This window comes from Deltaproteobacteria bacterium (assembly GCA_028818775.1).
Lineage (GTDB): Bacteria > Desulfobacterota > Binatia > UBA9968 > JAJDTQ01 > JAJDTQ01.
In genome coordinates this window covers 1-14,849 of the sequence record JAPPNE010000008.1, presented here as the reverse complement: position 1 = coordinate 14,849, position 14,849 = coordinate 1, and the positions used below count along the sequence as shown (strand labels likewise).

15 protein-coding genes and 1 pseudogene are annotated in these 14,849 nt (G+C 65.6%); 11 read left to right on the top strand and 5 right to left on the bottom strand.

Annotation, left to right across the window (positions count from 1 at the left end; all coding sequences use genetic code 11):
• Window positions 1–408, top strand: a 408-nt coding sequence (locus OXU42_00740) for an ABC transporter permease (protein MDE0027917.1), incomplete at its 5' end; no start/stop codon positions are given.
• A gap of 53 nt (window positions 409–461) precedes the next feature.
• Window positions 462–1,178: a hypothetical protein gene (locus OXU42_00735; protein ID MDE0027916.1), complete on the top strand. Its 717-nt coding sequence runs from the start codon at window positions 462–464 to the stop codon at window positions 1,176–1,178.
• A 115-nt stretch (window positions 1,179–1,293) separates the two neighbouring features.
• Here OXU42_00735 and OXU42_00730 read toward each other — a convergent pair whose 3' ends face one another.
• Together OXU42_00730 and OXU42_00725 are read right to left on the bottom strand one after the other, a co-directional pair.
• The gene (locus tag OXU42_00730; GenBank protein ID MDE0027915.1) at window positions 1,294–2,262 is read right to left on the bottom strand and encodes an ATP-binding cassette domain-containing protein; all 969 of its coding nucleotides are present in this window, start codon (window positions 2,260–2,262) and stop codon (window positions 1,294–1,296) included.
• Entirely contained in the window at window positions 2,225–3,259 is a 1,035-nt protein-coding gene (locus OXU42_00725; GenBank protein MDE0027914.1) for an ABC transporter ATP-binding protein, read from the bottom strand. The genes OXU42_00730 and OXU42_00725 overlap by 38 nt, the downstream gene beginning before the upstream one ends.
• Window positions 3,260–3,736: 477 nt before the next feature.
• On the opposite strand from OXU42_00725, the pseudogene OXU42_00720 reads away from it, so the two are divergent.
• The 6 genes and pseudogenes from OXU42_00720 to moeB all read left to right on the top strand — a co-directional run bounded on the left by OXU42_00720 (window position 3,737) and on the right by moeB (window position 10,127).
• Window positions 3,737–4,525, top strand: a pseudogene (locus OXU42_00720) (amidohydrolase family protein).
• Between the two features lie 20 nt (window positions 4,526–4,545).
• Complete coding sequence (locus OXU42_00715) at window positions 4,546–5,256, top strand: maleate cis-trans isomerase (protein ID MDE0027913.1); 711 nt, start codon at window positions 4,546–4,548, stop codon at window positions 5,254–5,256.
• 121 nt (window positions 5,257–5,377) lie between these two features.
• Window positions 5,378–6,469, top strand: coding sequence for an amidohydrolase family protein (locus OXU42_00710; protein MDE0027912.1), 1,092 nt, complete (start codon window positions 5,378–5,380; stop codon window positions 6,467–6,469).
• 63 nt (window positions 6,470–6,532) lie between these two features.
• Window positions 6,533–7,630 (top strand): amidohydrolase family protein, encoded by a 1,098-nt coding sequence (locus tag OXU42_00705; protein MDE0027911.1) that lies wholly within the window; start codon window positions 6,533–6,535, stop codon window positions 7,628–7,630.
• Between the two features lie 104 nt (window positions 7,631–7,734).
• Entirely contained in the window at window positions 7,735–8,796 is a 1,062-nt protein-coding gene (locus tag OXU42_00700; GenBank protein ID MDE0027910.1) for an amidohydrolase family protein, read from the top strand.
• A 158-nt stretch (window positions 8,797–8,954) separates the two neighbouring features.
• A complete protein-coding gene (gene moeB, locus OXU42_00695; GenBank protein MDE0027909.1) occupies window positions 8,955–10,127 on the top strand; it encodes a molybdopterin-synthase adenylyltransferase MoeB in 1,173 nt (390 codons plus the stop codon).
• Between the two features lie 78 nt (window positions 10,128–10,205).
• Here the strand turns inward: moeB and OXU42_00690 are convergent, their stop codons facing one another.
• Genes OXU42_00690 through OXU42_00680 form a run of 3 tightly spaced genes read right to left on the bottom strand, consistent with a single transcriptional unit; the run spans window position 10,206 to window position 11,686 of the window.
• Window positions 10,206–10,925: an SDR family NAD(P)-dependent oxidoreductase gene (locus OXU42_00690; protein ID MDE0027908.1), complete on the bottom strand. Its 720-nt coding sequence runs from the start codon at window positions 10,923–10,925 to the stop codon at window positions 10,206–10,208.
• A complete protein-coding gene (locus tag OXU42_00685; protein MDE0027907.1) occupies window positions 10,922–11,338 on the bottom strand; it encodes a nuclear transport factor 2 family protein in 417 nt (138 codons plus the stop codon). The genes OXU42_00690 and OXU42_00685 overlap by 4 nt, the downstream gene beginning before the upstream one ends.
• A gap of 21 nt (window positions 11,339–11,359) precedes the next feature.
• Window positions 11,360–11,686 carry a cupin domain-containing protein gene (locus tag OXU42_00680; protein ID MDE0027906.1) on the bottom strand — a complete coding sequence of 109 codons (327 nt, stop codon included), beginning with the start codon at window positions 11,684–11,686 and terminating at the stop codon, window positions 11,360–11,362.
• Window positions 11,687–11,733: 47 nt separating this feature from the next.
• Here OXU42_00680 and thiI point away from each other — a divergent pair, with 47 nt between their 5' ends.
• The 3 genes from thiI to OXU42_00665 form a co-directional block, all read left to right on the top strand.
• Window positions 11,734–12,942, top strand: coding sequence for a tRNA 4-thiouridine(8) synthase ThiI (thiI, locus tag OXU42_00675; GenBank protein ID MDE0027905.1), 1,209 nt, complete (start codon window positions 11,734–11,736; stop codon window positions 12,940–12,942).
• A 44-nt stretch (window positions 12,943–12,986) separates the two neighbouring features.
• Complete coding sequence (locus OXU42_00670) at window positions 12,987–14,399, top strand: M20/M25/M40 family metallo-hydrolase (protein ID MDE0027904.1); 1,413 nt, start codon at window positions 12,987–12,989, stop codon at window positions 14,397–14,399.
• A gap of 209 nt (window positions 14,400–14,608) precedes the next feature.
• Window positions 14,609–14,849, top strand: a 241-nt coding sequence (locus OXU42_00665) for a hypothetical protein (GenBank protein ID MDE0027903.1), incomplete at its 3' end; no start/stop codon positions are given.

The window sequence follows — 14,849 nt, the reverse complement described above, 5'->3', positions numbered from 1 at the left end:
CTGGGCCTGGTGATGTGGGCGAGGTTCGCCCGGCTCGTGCGCGGCGAGGTGCTGACCTGGAAAGAACGGGAGTTCGTGGCTCTGGCCCGGGTGGCCGGCTGCTCTTCGTTCCGCATCCTCCAGCGCCACATCTTCCCCAACATCGTCAACCCGCTGGTGGTGCTGGCGACGCTCCAGGTGGGTTGGGTCATCATCGTGGAGGCTTCACTGAGTTTCCTAGGCGCGGGGATCCCGCCGCCCACGCCTTCCTGGGGCGCCATGATCGCGGACGGCCGCGCCCACATCACCACGGCGTGGTGGCTGTCGTTCTTCCCCGGTGTGGCGCTCGTGCTGGTGGTGCTGTCCATCAACCTGCTGGGCGACTGGCTGCGCGACTTCCTGGACCCCAGGACCCGGAACCTGACGTGAACAGTGGACTTTCACCGGTGGTTGTGTGACACGACACTAAAGGAGGCCTTGCCATGTACGGATATCGCGCCCGAATCGGCTACACGTCGCCGCCCTACCTGACGGAGACCTTCCCCTACGAGTTCTACAAGATGGTTCCGGAGGGCGTGACCCTCGTCCTCACCACCCTCGCCATCAAGAAGCTGACCGAGCAGGAAACCACCCGGAGCGTCGAGATGACCCTGGAGGCGGCCCGGGAGATGGGCAAGGCCGGCGTCGACATCATGGTCTTCGGCGGCGTCCCGCTCAACCTCTCCCTGGGCTACGACGGCCTCGAGGAAACCCTGCGCAAGACCGAGGAGGAGATCGGCGTTCCGGTCACCTCCAGCATCACCGCTCAGGTGAACGCGCTGCGCGCCGTGGGAGCCAAAAAGCTCGTGCTCCTGCACCCCTTCACCGACCCCGAGGGCTTCCACGCCGAGTACGTCACCCACTACGGTTTCGAGCTGCTGGGGTTCAAAGGCGCCCAGAAGACCGTCGCGGACCTCGCCACCATCCCGCAGGACGAGGTGAAGGCCCTCGCCGAGGCTCTTTACCGCGACTACCCCGACGCCGACACCATCTACATCCCCGCCCCCCACTGGGGCATCATCGAGATGATCGAGCCACTGGAGCAGGAACTCGGCGTCAACGTGATCATCGCGATCCAGGCCATCGTGTGGGAGACCCTGCGCCGCGCCGGAGTGAACGACCGCATCAATGGTTACGGGCGGCTGCTGCGGGAGCACTGAGGCAAGAGGTTGCACAGGGCTGAAGAGGCCCGGCGTCGTTCGTCCTGAGCGTAGCGCCGCGTCAGCGGTGCGAAGTCGAAGGACACGTTCTTACCCAGAGGCAATCAGAACCTCGTTAGAACAGGTGGCAGGCTACCTTGCGTTCCGGCGCCGCTTCCTGGAGCACCGGCTCCTCCTCCGCGCACCGCGCCATGGCCATGGGACAGCGCGGATGGAAGCGGCAGCCCGACGGCGGGTCCATGGGATCGGGGACCTCGCCGGCCACGACCATCTCGTCGGATTCCTGCCCCTTCCGCACGGGCAGGGCCGCGGCGATGAGCGCCTTGGTATAGGGGTGGAAAGGCTCCGCATACAGTGCGTCGGACTTGGCTTCCTCGACGATCCGCCCCAGATACATGACCGCGACGCGGTGGCTCAGGTGCCGGGACACGGCCAAGTCGTGGGTGATGAGCAGGTAGCTCAGGCCGTGCTGGTCCTGCAGGTCCTTGAGCAGGTTGATGATCTGGCTGCGGATGGAGGCGTCCAGCGAGGCCACGGGCTCGTCCAGCACGATCAGGCGGGAATGGGTGGCCAGGGCCCGGGCCAAGGCGATGCGCTGGCGCTGACCGCCACTGAACTCGTGCGGATAGAGCCGGGCGAAGGCGGCGTCGAGGTTGACGTCCTTCAGGACCTCCGCGACACGCTCGCGCACCGCCCTCCGGGGAAGCCCGGCGTTCACCTCCAGCGGCTCGCCTATAATGTCGCCCACCCGCATCCTAGGGTTGAGGGAACTCTGGGGATCCTGGAACACCGCCTGCACGGTGCCGCGGTAGCGCCGCAGGTCTTCGCCCGACATCTCCCGCAGGCTGACCCCCTCGTAGAGCATCTCGCCGCTGGTGGGGTGCTCCAGCAACAACACCATCTTGGCCGTGGTGCTCTTGCCGCAGCCGGACTCCCCCACCAGTCCCAGGGTTTCGCCACCGTCGATGTGGAAGCTGATGTCCTCCACGGCATGGATCCACCCCACGTTGCCGCCAAGGATCAGCCCCTTGGTAATCGCGAAGCGCTTACTGACGTTCCTGGCTTCCAGTAGCGGGGAGTTCATGTTCGTCCTTCTCGTGCAGCCAGCAGGACACCTCGTGGTCCGCGCCGAGCCGGGTCACTGGCGGGGACTCGGACCGGCATCTGTCCATGGCCTTGGGACAACGGGGCGCGAATGCGCAGCCCGGCGGCAGGTCGTGGATCAACGGCGGGCTTCCCTCGATGGACGGGAAGCGGTGGACCTTCTGGTCCATGCGCGGAACGGATTGCAGCAACGCTTCGGTATAGGGGTGCGCGGGACGTTCGAACAGCGCCTCCACGGTCAACTGCTCCACGATCTTGCCGGCGTACATGACCGCCACCCGGTCGCAGATCCTCGCCAAGGTGGCAAGGTCATGTGTGATGTAGATGATGGACAGATTCGATTCCCTCTGGAGCTCCTTCAGGAGCCGCAGGTACTGCGCCTGGATGGTAACGTCCAGCGAGGTAGTGGGCTCGTCGGCGATGAGGACCTTGGGGCCGGCCGCGATGGCGGTGGCCCCCACCACCCGCTGGCGCATGCCGCCGCTGAACTGGTGCGGATAGTCTCTCAACCGCGACTCCGGCGCGGGTATGCGCACCAGGCTCAGCAGCTTCGAAACCCGCTCCCAGAGGCCGGAGCGCGGCACGATGCCGTGGACCCGCAACGGTTCCGCCACCTGGTTGCCGATGGTGAACACCGGGTTCAGGGTACTCAGGGGATCCTGGAGGATCATGGCGATCTCCCGGCCCCGGACCTCGCGCATTTCCTGCTCCGATATTCTCAGCAGGTCCCGGCCCCGAAACAGCACTTGCCCCGAGACGATGCGCCCGGCCGGCCGCGGCACCAGCCGCAGGATGGAGAGGCTGGTCATGCTCTTGCCGCAGCCCGACTCCCCCAGGAGGCCCAGCGACTCCCCCTGGTCCAGCGTGAACGAGACACCGTCCACGGCCCTACCCGTTCCCGAGCGGGTGAAGAAGTACGTTCTCAGGTCCTTGACTTCGAGCAGGGGCGCGGGCGCGGCGGAGGATTCCGTATCCATGGGCAACCTCGACGACGCGGGCATCTTGACACAAAAACGACGGTAGTAGTAACCACGAGTTCATGGAAGACTTCGCGAACACCCTGGTCATCGACGCGGACGGCCACGTCAACGAGGGCGACATCGACTTCAAGCCTTGGCTGCCCGAGAAGTACAAGTCGCTGGCACCGGTGCGCCTCAAGGACAACCGTGGCGGCAACCGCCTGATGCTGGAGGGGCGCATCTGGCCCGCCAACGAGGGCCCGGGGCCGGGCGTGACCGGGCCCATGACCGAGGAGGCCCGCAAGGGCCGCCCGGGCATGATCGATCCCAGGGAACGCCTCAAAGACATGGACATGGAGGGCATCGACGTGGCGGTGATCTTCGGCACGCAGATCGCGCTCACGGTGAACGGGCTCATGGACAAGGGTTTGGCCGGCGTCCTGTGCCACGCGGTCAACGAGTGGCTCATCGAATACTGCTCCGCCGACACCAGCCGCCTGCGGGCCGTGGGGCTCATCCCCTGCCAGGACCCCCGAGGCGGCCGTGCGCGAGCTTCACTACCTGGCCGACCACGGCGCCACCACCGCCATGCTGCCCACCAACGTCTATGGCCGCAACATGGGCGACCCCATGTTCGATCCCATCTACGCCGCCGCCCAGGAGATCGGCATCCCCCTCTCGGTGCACCCGCAGACCGGCCACGACGGGATTCCCGGCGTGTCCGGGGTGATGGGCGCTGGCAGCCGGCGCTTCTACAAGTACGTCTACGTGCACATGACGGCGTTCCCCTTCGAGTTGATGATCGCGATGATGCACATGCTCGGCGAGGGGGTCTTCGACCGCTTTCCCAGACTCAAGGTCGCCTACATGGAAGGCGGCGCCGGCTGGCTGCCCTTCTGGATGGAACGCCTGGACGAGCACATGGAGAAACTGGCGCCCCAGATGCCCGAGATGCGCCGCCGCCCCAGCGAGGTCATCCGGAGCGAACAGCTCGTGCTGTCGTGCGAGTCCGAGGAGACCGGACTTGACCGGGTGCTGGACGCCTCGGGAGCCGCCACCGTGCTCTACGCCTCGGACTACTGCCACTGGGACTGCCATTTCCCCTACTCCGTTCGGGACGTCATCTCGGGCGACGACCTGAGCTTCGAGCAGAAGGAATTGGTGCTGTACAAGAACGCGGTGGAATTCTTCGACCTGAAGCACCTGCCCCAGCCCGCGGCCCTGGCCAAGGCCATGGGCTCGTGGGACAGCTACAATGGGGAAGTCCCGCCGCGTAACGTGTAGCGTCAACGGAGGAACCGCACATGGTAAACCAGGCGCGCATCGGCCTCATCATTCCGTCGGCCAACCGGCTCACCGAGCCCCAGTTCAACCGCTACCTGCCGGATGACATCGACATTCACGTCACCCGGCTGCGCATGACCGGAAAATGGGCCAAACCCCTGGACCAGCTCCAGGAAGCCATCGAGGAAGCCGCGGCCGTGTTGTCCGACACCGGCCCCGACGTGATCGTGTTTCATTGCACCGCGAACTCCATGGAGGGCGGCCTCGACGGCGAGCGACGCATCACCGAATGGGTCGGCCGGGCGAGCGGTTGCGAGGCCGTGACCACCAGCCAGGCCATCACCGAGGCGCTGCGCGAACTCGCCGTCCGCAGACTCGTGCTCATCAGCCCCTACGTGGAGGCGACCAACCAGGCGGAGATGCGCTACATGTCGGAAGCCGGTTTCGAGGTGGTCCACGAACTGGGTCTCGGGCTTCCCGGAAGCGACGACTACATCGCGGTGACCCCGGAGGAATGGCTGGACATCACCTGCGACAACAGCCGCCCCGAGGCCGAGGGCTACTTCCTGAGCTGCACCAACACCCGCATGATCGAAACCATCGAGGCGGTGGAGAGCCGACTCGCCCGCCCGGTGGTTTCGAGCAACCAGGCGGCACTATGGGCCTGCCTGCGGCGCATGGGCCGGCCCACGTCCATTCCGGGTCTCGGGCGCCTGTGCGCGGAGGGGTAGACGCATCCGGCAACGGATAAAGATTTGACAATCCGTCACCGCCGGCAGTACAAACATTGAAAGGCGCTGGCCCCGCTTCCACGCATTCCGACCGCGGCGCCATTCTTCCCAGGAGGCAACCATGGCAGGAGTCATTGACGCGGATACACATATCGCCGAGCCCGAGGCGATGTGGAAGTTCTTCGACGAGGACATGTATCCGCGGCGACCGGTGCTGACGTCCATCACGGACGACACGCTGTACGGCGCGCGCAACAAGTTCTGGCTCATCGACGGCAACATCTTTCCGAAGCCGTCGGGCAAGGGAGGCTTCCGGCTGGTGACGCCGACCGCGGCCACCCTGGAGACGGAGCGGAACGACAGCCTCATCGCGAGCCGCGAGATCACCGACGTGGACGTGCGGCTGGCGGACATGGATCGGCTCGGCATCGAGACCCAGGTCATCTACCCCACGCTGTTCCTCGTGTACCTCACCGAGGACGTGGACCTGGAGATCGCGCTGTGCAAGGCCTACAACCGCTTCATGTGGGACGTAGAGGAGAAGGCCGGGGGACGGATGCGCTGGAACGCGGTGCTGCCGCTGCGCTCCATCGAAGCCTCCATCGACGAGATGCGCCTGGCCAAGGAGCACGGCGCGGTGGGCATCTTCTTCCGCGGCATGGAGGGCGACCGGACCCTGGACGACCCCTACTTCTTCCCGGTGTACGAGGAGGCCAACTCCCTGGAGCTGCCCATCTGCATCCACACGGGGTCGGGCTGTCCCAGCCTCACCAACATGTTCAACCTCGAGCGCAACCACACCTTCCACCACGGCCGGGTGCTGCCGATCTTCGCGTTCCGGGACATTATCCACAACCGCATCCCGGAGATGTTCCCGAAGCTGCGGTTCGGCTTCATCGAGGCGTCGGCCGGCTGGGTGCCGTTCCTGCTGCACATCCTGCGGCGCCTGCTGAAGCAGCAGTTCAAGTTCGATTCCAGCGTGGAGCTGTTTCAGAAATACCGGCTGTTCGTGGCCTGCGAGGCCGACGAGGACATCCCGTACCTGATCCGGTACATGGGCGAGGACAACATCGTCATCGGCTCCGACTACGGCCACAACGATCCCTCGTTCGAGCCGGAGTTGGCCCAGACCATCCGCTCGCGCGAGGACCTGTCGCCCGCCATCGCGGACAAGATCCTGTGCGAGAACCCGAAGCACCTCTACGCGTTGTGAGGCGCCGAAACCTGACGGCGGCCGGATAGGATTCCCGGCCGCCGCCGCAACCGCGAGCCCGCCATGATGATCATCGACTCCGACACCCATATCGCCGAGCCCGTCGCCATGTGGGACCACCTCGACGAGGACCTCTACCCGCGCCGCCCCGTGCTGGCCTCGGTGCCCGAGGACACGCTTTACGGTCCGCGCAACGCCTTCTGGCTCATCGACGGCAACATCGTGCCCAAGCCCAACGGCAAGGGCGGCTTCCGGCTGGTGACGCCGTCGGCCTCGAAGCTCGAATCGTCGCGCAGCGACAGCCTCATCGCCAGCCGGGAAATCACCCAGCCGGAGGTCCGGCTGGCGGACATGGACCGCCTCGGCATCGACGTGCAGGTCATCTACCCGACGCTTTTCCTGGTCTACCTGACCCACGACGTGGAGTTGGAGATCGGTCTGTGCAAGGCCTACAACCGCTACATGTGGGAGGTGCAACGGACCGGACAGAACCGTCTGCTGTGGACCGCGGTGCTGCCGCTGCGTTCCATCGAAGCCTCCATCGACGAGATGCGCCTGGCCAAGGAGCACGACGCCGTGGGCCTCTTCTTCCGCGGCATGGAGGGCGACCGGACCCTGGACGACCCGTACTTCTTCCCGGTGTACGAGGAGGCCGCCAAGCTGGATCTGCCCATCTGCATTCACACGGGCATGGGTGCACCGTCCATCATCAACCTGTTCAGCTTCGAGCGGAACTTCTCGTTCGCCCAGGGACGGGTGCTGCCGATATTCGCCTTCCGGGACCTGGTGGCGAACCGCATTCCGGAACAGTTCCCCGGCCTCCGCTTCGGCTTCATCGAAGCGTCCGCCGGCTGGGTGCCGTTCATGCTGCACATCCTCAAGCGGCTGATGAAAAGCGACTGGAACCACAAGTCCGACGAGGGCCTGTTCCAGGAATACCGCCTGTTCGTGGCCTGCGAGGCCGACGAGGACGTCCCATACCTGGTGGACTACATCGGCGAGGACAACCTGCTCATCGGATCGGACTACGGCCACCAGGACCCCTCGTTCGAGCCCGATCTGACCGGCACCATCCGCGGCCGAGAGGACATCCCGCAACGGGTGGCCGACAAGATGTTCAACGACAACGCCAGGCGGTTCTACGGCATCGACGGCGCCTGATACCCTGGCCCGTGAAAGTGCCTTCGAAAGTTCACAAGCGTATCCCTGATACGCCGCACCAGCCGAACCCGCACCGCCCGTTTTCGACACGAAAGGAGAATTCCATGCGCGCGAACGCCTATCCGGTCATCGACGGCGACGGCCATATCATGGAGAACGCCAGCGAGATCATGCCCTTCATGGGCGAGAAGTACGTGGGCAGCGACGGCCAGCCCGCCTGGGCACGCATGTACGCGCTGTTCCCGTCGCTGGACGGGTGGACCCGGCTTTCCAACATGAGTTCGTCGGGGCTCCGGGACTATCCGGACTGCGACATGTGGGTTTCCTTTCTCGACGACTGCGGCATCGACCGGACCATCGTCTATCCCACGGCGGGGCTGGGCTACGGGTTGATCCAGGACCCGTCGTACGCCGTCAACATCGCCCACGCCTACAACACGTGGCTGCACCGCTACTACATGGACAAGACCTCCAGGGTGCTGGGCGCGGCGCTGATCCCGGTGCACAGCGTCGAGGACGCCGTCAAGGAGATGCGGCACGCCAAGGAGGAGCTGGGCATGCCGGCGGCGGTGCTGCCATCGGTCAACTCCCTGGGCAAGGGCTACGGCCACGAGAGCTTCTTCCCCATCTACGAGGAGGCCTGCCGGCTGGACATGGCGCTGGCCATCCACGGGGCGCCGAGCCGCGGCCTCGGGTTCGACTACCTCGACACCTTCGCCGAGGTGCACGCGCTGGAGCATCCCATCCCGCTGCTGATCCACCTGACCAACATGGTGTTCCAGGGCGTGTACGAGCTGTTTCCGGACCTGCGCGTCGCCTACCTCGAGGCCGGTGCCGGCTGGGTGCCCTTCATGATGGACCGACTCGACGAGGGCTACGAGCGGCGCGGCAAGAAGTGGGCGCCGCGGCTCAAGCACCACCCCAGCCACTACATCAAGAGCGGCAGCGTCTACGTTTCGGTCGAGTCGGAGGAGCGTACCCTGCCCTTCGTCGTGGAGCTGTTCGGCGAGGACCATATCTTCTTCGCCTCGGACTATCCGCACGAGCGGCCGCGCGAGGAGTATCTCAAGGACATCCCCGAGCTGTGCGCCCGGGAGGACGTCTCGGATACGGCCAAGCGGAAGATACTGGCGGACAACGCCAACCGCTTCTACCGGCTGAACTGACGGTCGCGGCCGGGGCACGCAAGGAAGTGCTTGATTCGGCGCGTCAGTCGGTTACAATAGGAAGTTGAAGTTTGTTTCCTCCGGGGGAGCTGTCGGAGCACGCGGCGGCTCCCCTGCTTTACGTAGCGATGACGGCGCCGGCCCGCCGGGGAGAGATCATGGCCAAGACATTCCAGCAGTTGATGGACGAGGCGCGCGGCACCGTCAAGGAGCTGTCGCCGCAGCAGGTGGACGAGTTGCTGCGGAACAACGGCAACCACGTGCTCCTGGACGTGCGCGAGAAAGAGGAATACCGGGAAGGACACCTGGAGAACGCGGTGTCGGTCCCACGAGGCTTCCTCGAAATGAAGATGGACGCCGAGGTGCCGGACAAGTCGACCCCCATCATCGCCTACTGCGCCGGCGGCGTGAGGTCGCTTCTCGCCGGCAAGGTCATGCAGGAGATGGGCTACGAGGACGTGATTTCCATGTCCGGCGGATACACCGCCTGGAAGAACGAGGGCTACTCGTTCGTCCAGGACCGGCAGTTCACCCAGGAGCAACTCACCCGCTACAGCCGCCACTTCCTGCTGCCCGAGGTTGGCGAAGAGGGCCAGGCGAAGCTCCTGGACGCACGGGTACTGATGGTGGGAGCGGGCGGCCTGGGTTCGCCGTCCGCCTACTACCTGGCCGCGGCCGGCGTCGGCACCATGGGCATCATCGACCACGACGTGGTGGACCTGTCCAACCTGCAGCGCCAGATCCTCCACAGCAACGACCGAATCGGCGAGCCCAAGACCGAATCGGCGCGCCAGACGCTTCAGGGGTTGAACCCCGACGTCAACGTGATCCCCATTCCCGAGCGGCTGACCTCCGAGAACATCATGGAGATCATCAAGGACTACGACATCGTAGTGGACGGCTGCGACAACTTCGCCACCCGCTACCTGGTGAACGATGCCTGCGTGATGACCGGCAAGCCCAACGTCCACGGCAGCATCTTCCAGTTCGAGGGGCAGGTGTCGGTGTTCCATCCCGGGAACGGCCCGTGCTACCGCTGCCTCTACCCCGAGCCGCCTCCCCCAGGCATGGCGCCGAGCTGCGCCGAGGCGGGTGTGCTGGGCGTCCTCCCCGGCCTCATCGGCACCATCCAGGCCGTGGAAGCCATCAAGCTGATCCTGGACAAGGGCGACTCCCTGGCCGGACGGCTGCTGCACTTCAACACCCTGACCATGGAGATCAACACGCTGCGCCTGCGGCGCGACCCCGAGTGCCCGATGTGCGGCGACAAGCCCACCATCCACGAGCTCATCGACTACGAGGAGTTCTGCAACATCCAGGGAGCGGCCTGAGGATCGGCCGAAGCACACGCATCCGAACACACCCAAACGGCATTCCCGCTACCGCAGGAATGCCGTTTCAGTTTCGCCCTAACGGTACGGCGTGCGCTGCGGCCGCACCGTGATCTCCACGGGGCACGCCGTGGGCGGAGCGGTCAGGACGAAGAGCACCGCCTGGGCCACGTCTTCCGGTTGGATCATCCGGGAGCGATCCAGGTGCTTGACCGGCGGGATCATGCCGGTGTCGACGAAACCGGGCAGGATCGCTGCGACCTTGATGCCGTGCTCCCGCACCTCCTCGAACAGCGACTGACTGAAGCCGATGAGGCCGAACTTGGAGGCGGCGTAGGCCGCGGAACCCGCCTGCCCCACCCGGCCCGAGATCGAGGAGACGTTCACGATGGCGCCGGTCCGGCGGGCCATGAGGGTCGGCAGCACGAGCCGGCTCAGGATCATGGGCGCCAGCAGGTTCACCCGAAGGGTCCGCTCCCAATCCTCCGCCTTGCCCTTGACGACGTTGGCCTTGACGCCCCAGCCGGCGTTGTTGACGAGGTAATCGATGGTGCCGAAGTGGTCGAGGGTGTGCTGAACGAGGGCGTTGAGGTCTTCGTTGCTCGAAAGATCGGCGCGGCAAGAGGAGACCTGTCCGCCACGCAGTTCGATGGCCGCTTGAACCGCCTTCAACTGGTCCTCGGTCCGCGACGCGAGCACCACCCGGCATCCGTTCCCCGCGGCTGCCAGCGCAATGGCCCGGCCGATGCCCCGGCCCGCCCCGGTGACGATGCAGACCTTGTCCTGGAGCGGGGTCACTGAACGGTGGGATGCGGCTCGGGCTGGCGCATCATCACGGGCGAGCCGTGGTGATGGATCATGAACCAGCCTTCCGGGCGTTCCTCGTAGATGTTGGTGGTGAGCACCACGGCGGCGTTGGTCTGCCCTTCCAGCGTGGAGTTCAGGTTCTCGTACAAGGTCACCCAGGCGAGCCCGCCTTGCACCTGGACCCGCACGTCTGTCAGGGCGAAGCGCATCTGCTGCGTGTTCTCGAAGATGCGCTTCCAGCTCTCCATCACGGCGTCCCACCCGGTGAGAAGCGCCCAGCCGGGATGGACGCACTTGATGTAGTCCTCGCGCAGCCAGATGCCTTCCATGCGCTTGAGGTCGAGGCTCTCGAACGCCTCGTAGAACCGCCGGTTGACGTCGTTTACCGGATCTTCCGCGGCCATGAGCCTCCTACCTCCGCATCCTCAATGGCTCGGAGGCGGCGCCATCACCACCAGCAGCTTGAGCCGGTCCGGGCCGGGGTTCTCCACGCCGTGGGGCTCGCCCGACGGCGCCAGAACGACCTCGTCCTTGCCGAGTTCCCGCAGTTCGCCGGCCACGTGGAACAGGCCCTTGCCTTCGAGCACGAAGTAGACCTTGTCGGTTCCCTGATGCGTGTGAACGCTTTGAGCCTGTCCCGGCTCGAAGCAGTAAACGTCGCAGAACAGTTGCCCGGTGGCGAAGACGCCGTTCTTTTGCATCTTCTCGGGCGAGAATTGTGTGATCTCCGACACCTTCTTGAACACGTCCATGGAACAGCACCTCCAAACTGCCGGCCATGGTACCACAGCCGTCCTGCATGCAAAAGTTGGCGGGAATCTGCTATCTCTCGGGAATGCGCTCGGCCCTGGTCCGGTACCACGAGATTGCGCTGAAACGCGGCAACCGCGCGTATTTCGTCGATCATCTGAAAAGGAACATCAGCACGGCGCTGCGCGGGCTGGGGCTCAAGGAGATCCGCAACGCCTCGTCGCGGCTGCTGCTGAACTTCAACCACGAGGTGCCCGCGGACGAAGTGAGCGCGCGGCTCGCCGGGGTCTTCGGCATCGCCAACTTCTCGCTGGTGGAGCGCACGGACAACGACATGTCCGCGCTCGGGGACCACGTGCTCCAGGCCCTCCAGGGGCAGTCCTTCGACTCGTTCCGCATCGAGGCCCGGCGCGTGGACAAGCGTTTCCCTCTCACCTCCAACGACATCAACCGGGATCTGGGTGCCCTGGTCCAGGCCCACTCCGGCGCGCGGGTGGACCTGACCCACCCTGAAATGACGGTCTCCGTGGAGATCCTGCCTTCGAGCGCGTTCGTGAGCCTCGGGCGCGAACCGGGTCCGGGCGGGCTTCCCGTGGGCGCCAGCGGGCGGCTCGTGTCACTCATCTCGGGCGGCATCGATTCGCCGGTGGCCTCCTACCGGATGATGAAGCGCGGCTGCCGTCTCATCTACGTGCATTTCCACAGCAGCCCGTTTCTCGACCGGTCTTCCCAGGAGAAGGCCAAGACGCTCGTGGGCATGCTCACCCGCTACCAGTTCCATTCCCGGCTCTATCTCGTGCCCTTCGGGGAGATCCAGCGGCGCATCGTGGCCGCGGTGCTGCGTCCCCTGCGGGTGGTGATCTATCGCCGGATGATGCTCCGCATCGCCTCGATCATCGCCGCCAAGGAGCGCGCACGGGCGCTGGTCACCGGCGAGAGCCTGGCGCAGGTGGCGTCCCAGACCCTGCCCAACATCGCGGTCATCGAGGAGGCCGCGCGTCTCCCGGTGCTGCGCCCGCTCGTGGGCATGGACAAGCAGGAGATCATCGACGAGGCCGTGGGCATCGGCACCTTCGAGACCTCGGTCCTGCCCGATCAGGACTGTTGCCAGCTCTTCGTGCCGCGCCATCCGGCCGTGAAGGCCACGCTGCGGCGCGTGCGCGAGGCCGAGGCCGCGCTGGACCTCGACGAACTGGCGGCCCTGGGAGCGGATCACGTGGAGGTCGAGCGCTTTTCCTTCCCGGAAGCGGACAAATGATCATGGCACCCGTGGGGCTTCCCGCGGGTTGCAGGTGAAACACGATGGCGATTCAAACATTCATACACGACACTTGGCGAACCAGCATCGTCCCCGCGCTGCGGGAATACATCGCCATCCCCAACGAGTCTCCGGCTTTCGATCCGCGGTGGCAGGAGCACGGGCACATGGAGCGGGCCGTGGAGTTGTTCGCGAATTGGGCCAAGGATCAGAACGTTCCGGGCATGGAACTTCACGTGGCCCGCACCGAAGGCCGGACGCCGCTGCTGTTCATGGAAATTCCCGGATCGGGGCGGGGCACGGTGCTGCTCTACGGCCACCTCGACAAGCAGCCTCCCTTATCGGGATGGCGGCCGGGGCTGGGGCCGTGGACGCCGGTGCTGGAGGACGGCAAGCTCTACGGCCGCGGCGGAGCGGACGACGGTTACGGGATGTTCGCCGCCCTGACGGCCATCAGGGCGCTGCAACTCGAATCCATTCCGTGCGCGCGCTGCGTCATCCTCATCGAGGCGTGCGAGGAGAGCGGCAGCTTCGACCTTCCCCACTATGTGGATGCGCTGGCGGACCGGATCGGCACGCCCGAACTCGTCGTGTGCCTGGACTCCGGATGCGGCGACTACGAACGCTTGTGGGTCACCACGTCCTTGCGCGGCGTGATCAACGCCACGCTCTCGGTATCGACCTTGACCGAAGGGGTTCATTCCGGTGCGGCCAGCGGCATCGTGCCGTCGAGCTTCCGTATCCTCCGGCGCCTGTTGAGCCGCCTGGAGGACGAGAGCACGGGCCGGGTTCTGCCGCCCGGCCTGCACGTGGACATCCCGCCCGACCGGCTCGAACAGGCCAAGGCCGCGGCGCGGGTGCTGGGCACGGCGGTGTATGGAGAATATCCCTTTCAGCCCGGAACCGCGCCGACGGACGGCGATCCCACGGAACTGCTGCTGAACCGCACCTGGCGGCCCCAGCTCGAAATCATCGGCGCCGCGGGGCTACCCGGGCTGGATCAGGCCGGCAACGTCCTGCGGCCGGAAACCGGCGTCAAGCTTTCCTTGCGCCTCCCGCCTACCGCCGATCCCGACGCCGCGGTTGCCTGTCTCAAGGATGTACTGACACAGGATCGGCCCTACGGGGCTAAGGTCACCTTCGAACCGGGAATGGGCGCCGGCGGCTGGAACGCACCCGCGTTCGAGCCGTGGCTCGATGCGTCCATGGCCCGGGCATCGCGAGAATTCTTCGGCAAGGACGCCTGCGCCATGGGCGAAGGCGGCACCATCCCCTTCATGGGCATGCTGGCCGAGAAGTTCCCAAAGGCCCAGTTCATGATCACCGGGGTGTTGGGCCCCAGGTCCAACGCCCACGGACCCAACGAGTTCCTGCACATCGACACGGCCATGAACCTCACGGGCTGCGTGGCGCGGGTGCTGGAGGACCATTGCAGGACGGTTAACCACACCGCCTGAGACACGAATCCTCCACCTGGACGCCCGTGCACGGCACGAGGCGAACGGTCTCGACCCCGCAATGATCGATGGTGGAGGAACCCCCGTTCCCTGACACCGTTGACAGTTCCGCGATGGATGAACTAATGTCGCGGCCAAACCGGTCATCACCATCGCCGCAGCCACCAAGTCGAGGCCGTGAAGCAACCAGCCCAGAGGAGGACCAAGACATGGGCAACATGAACGGATGTAAGCGTTTGTCACGTTGGACGACGGCCGCGGTACTCGCCGTGGCCCTGGCGGTGCCGTCCGTCGCCGCGGCGGATGCTGTGCAGATCCGGTTCGCGACGGTGGGCATCGGATCGGCGTGGTACAACTACGGCGCCGGCATCGCCGACCTGGTGAAGCCCAATCTCCCGAAGGGCTCGACGGTGGACGTGCTGCCGATCGCGGGCACCGTCGGAAACATGA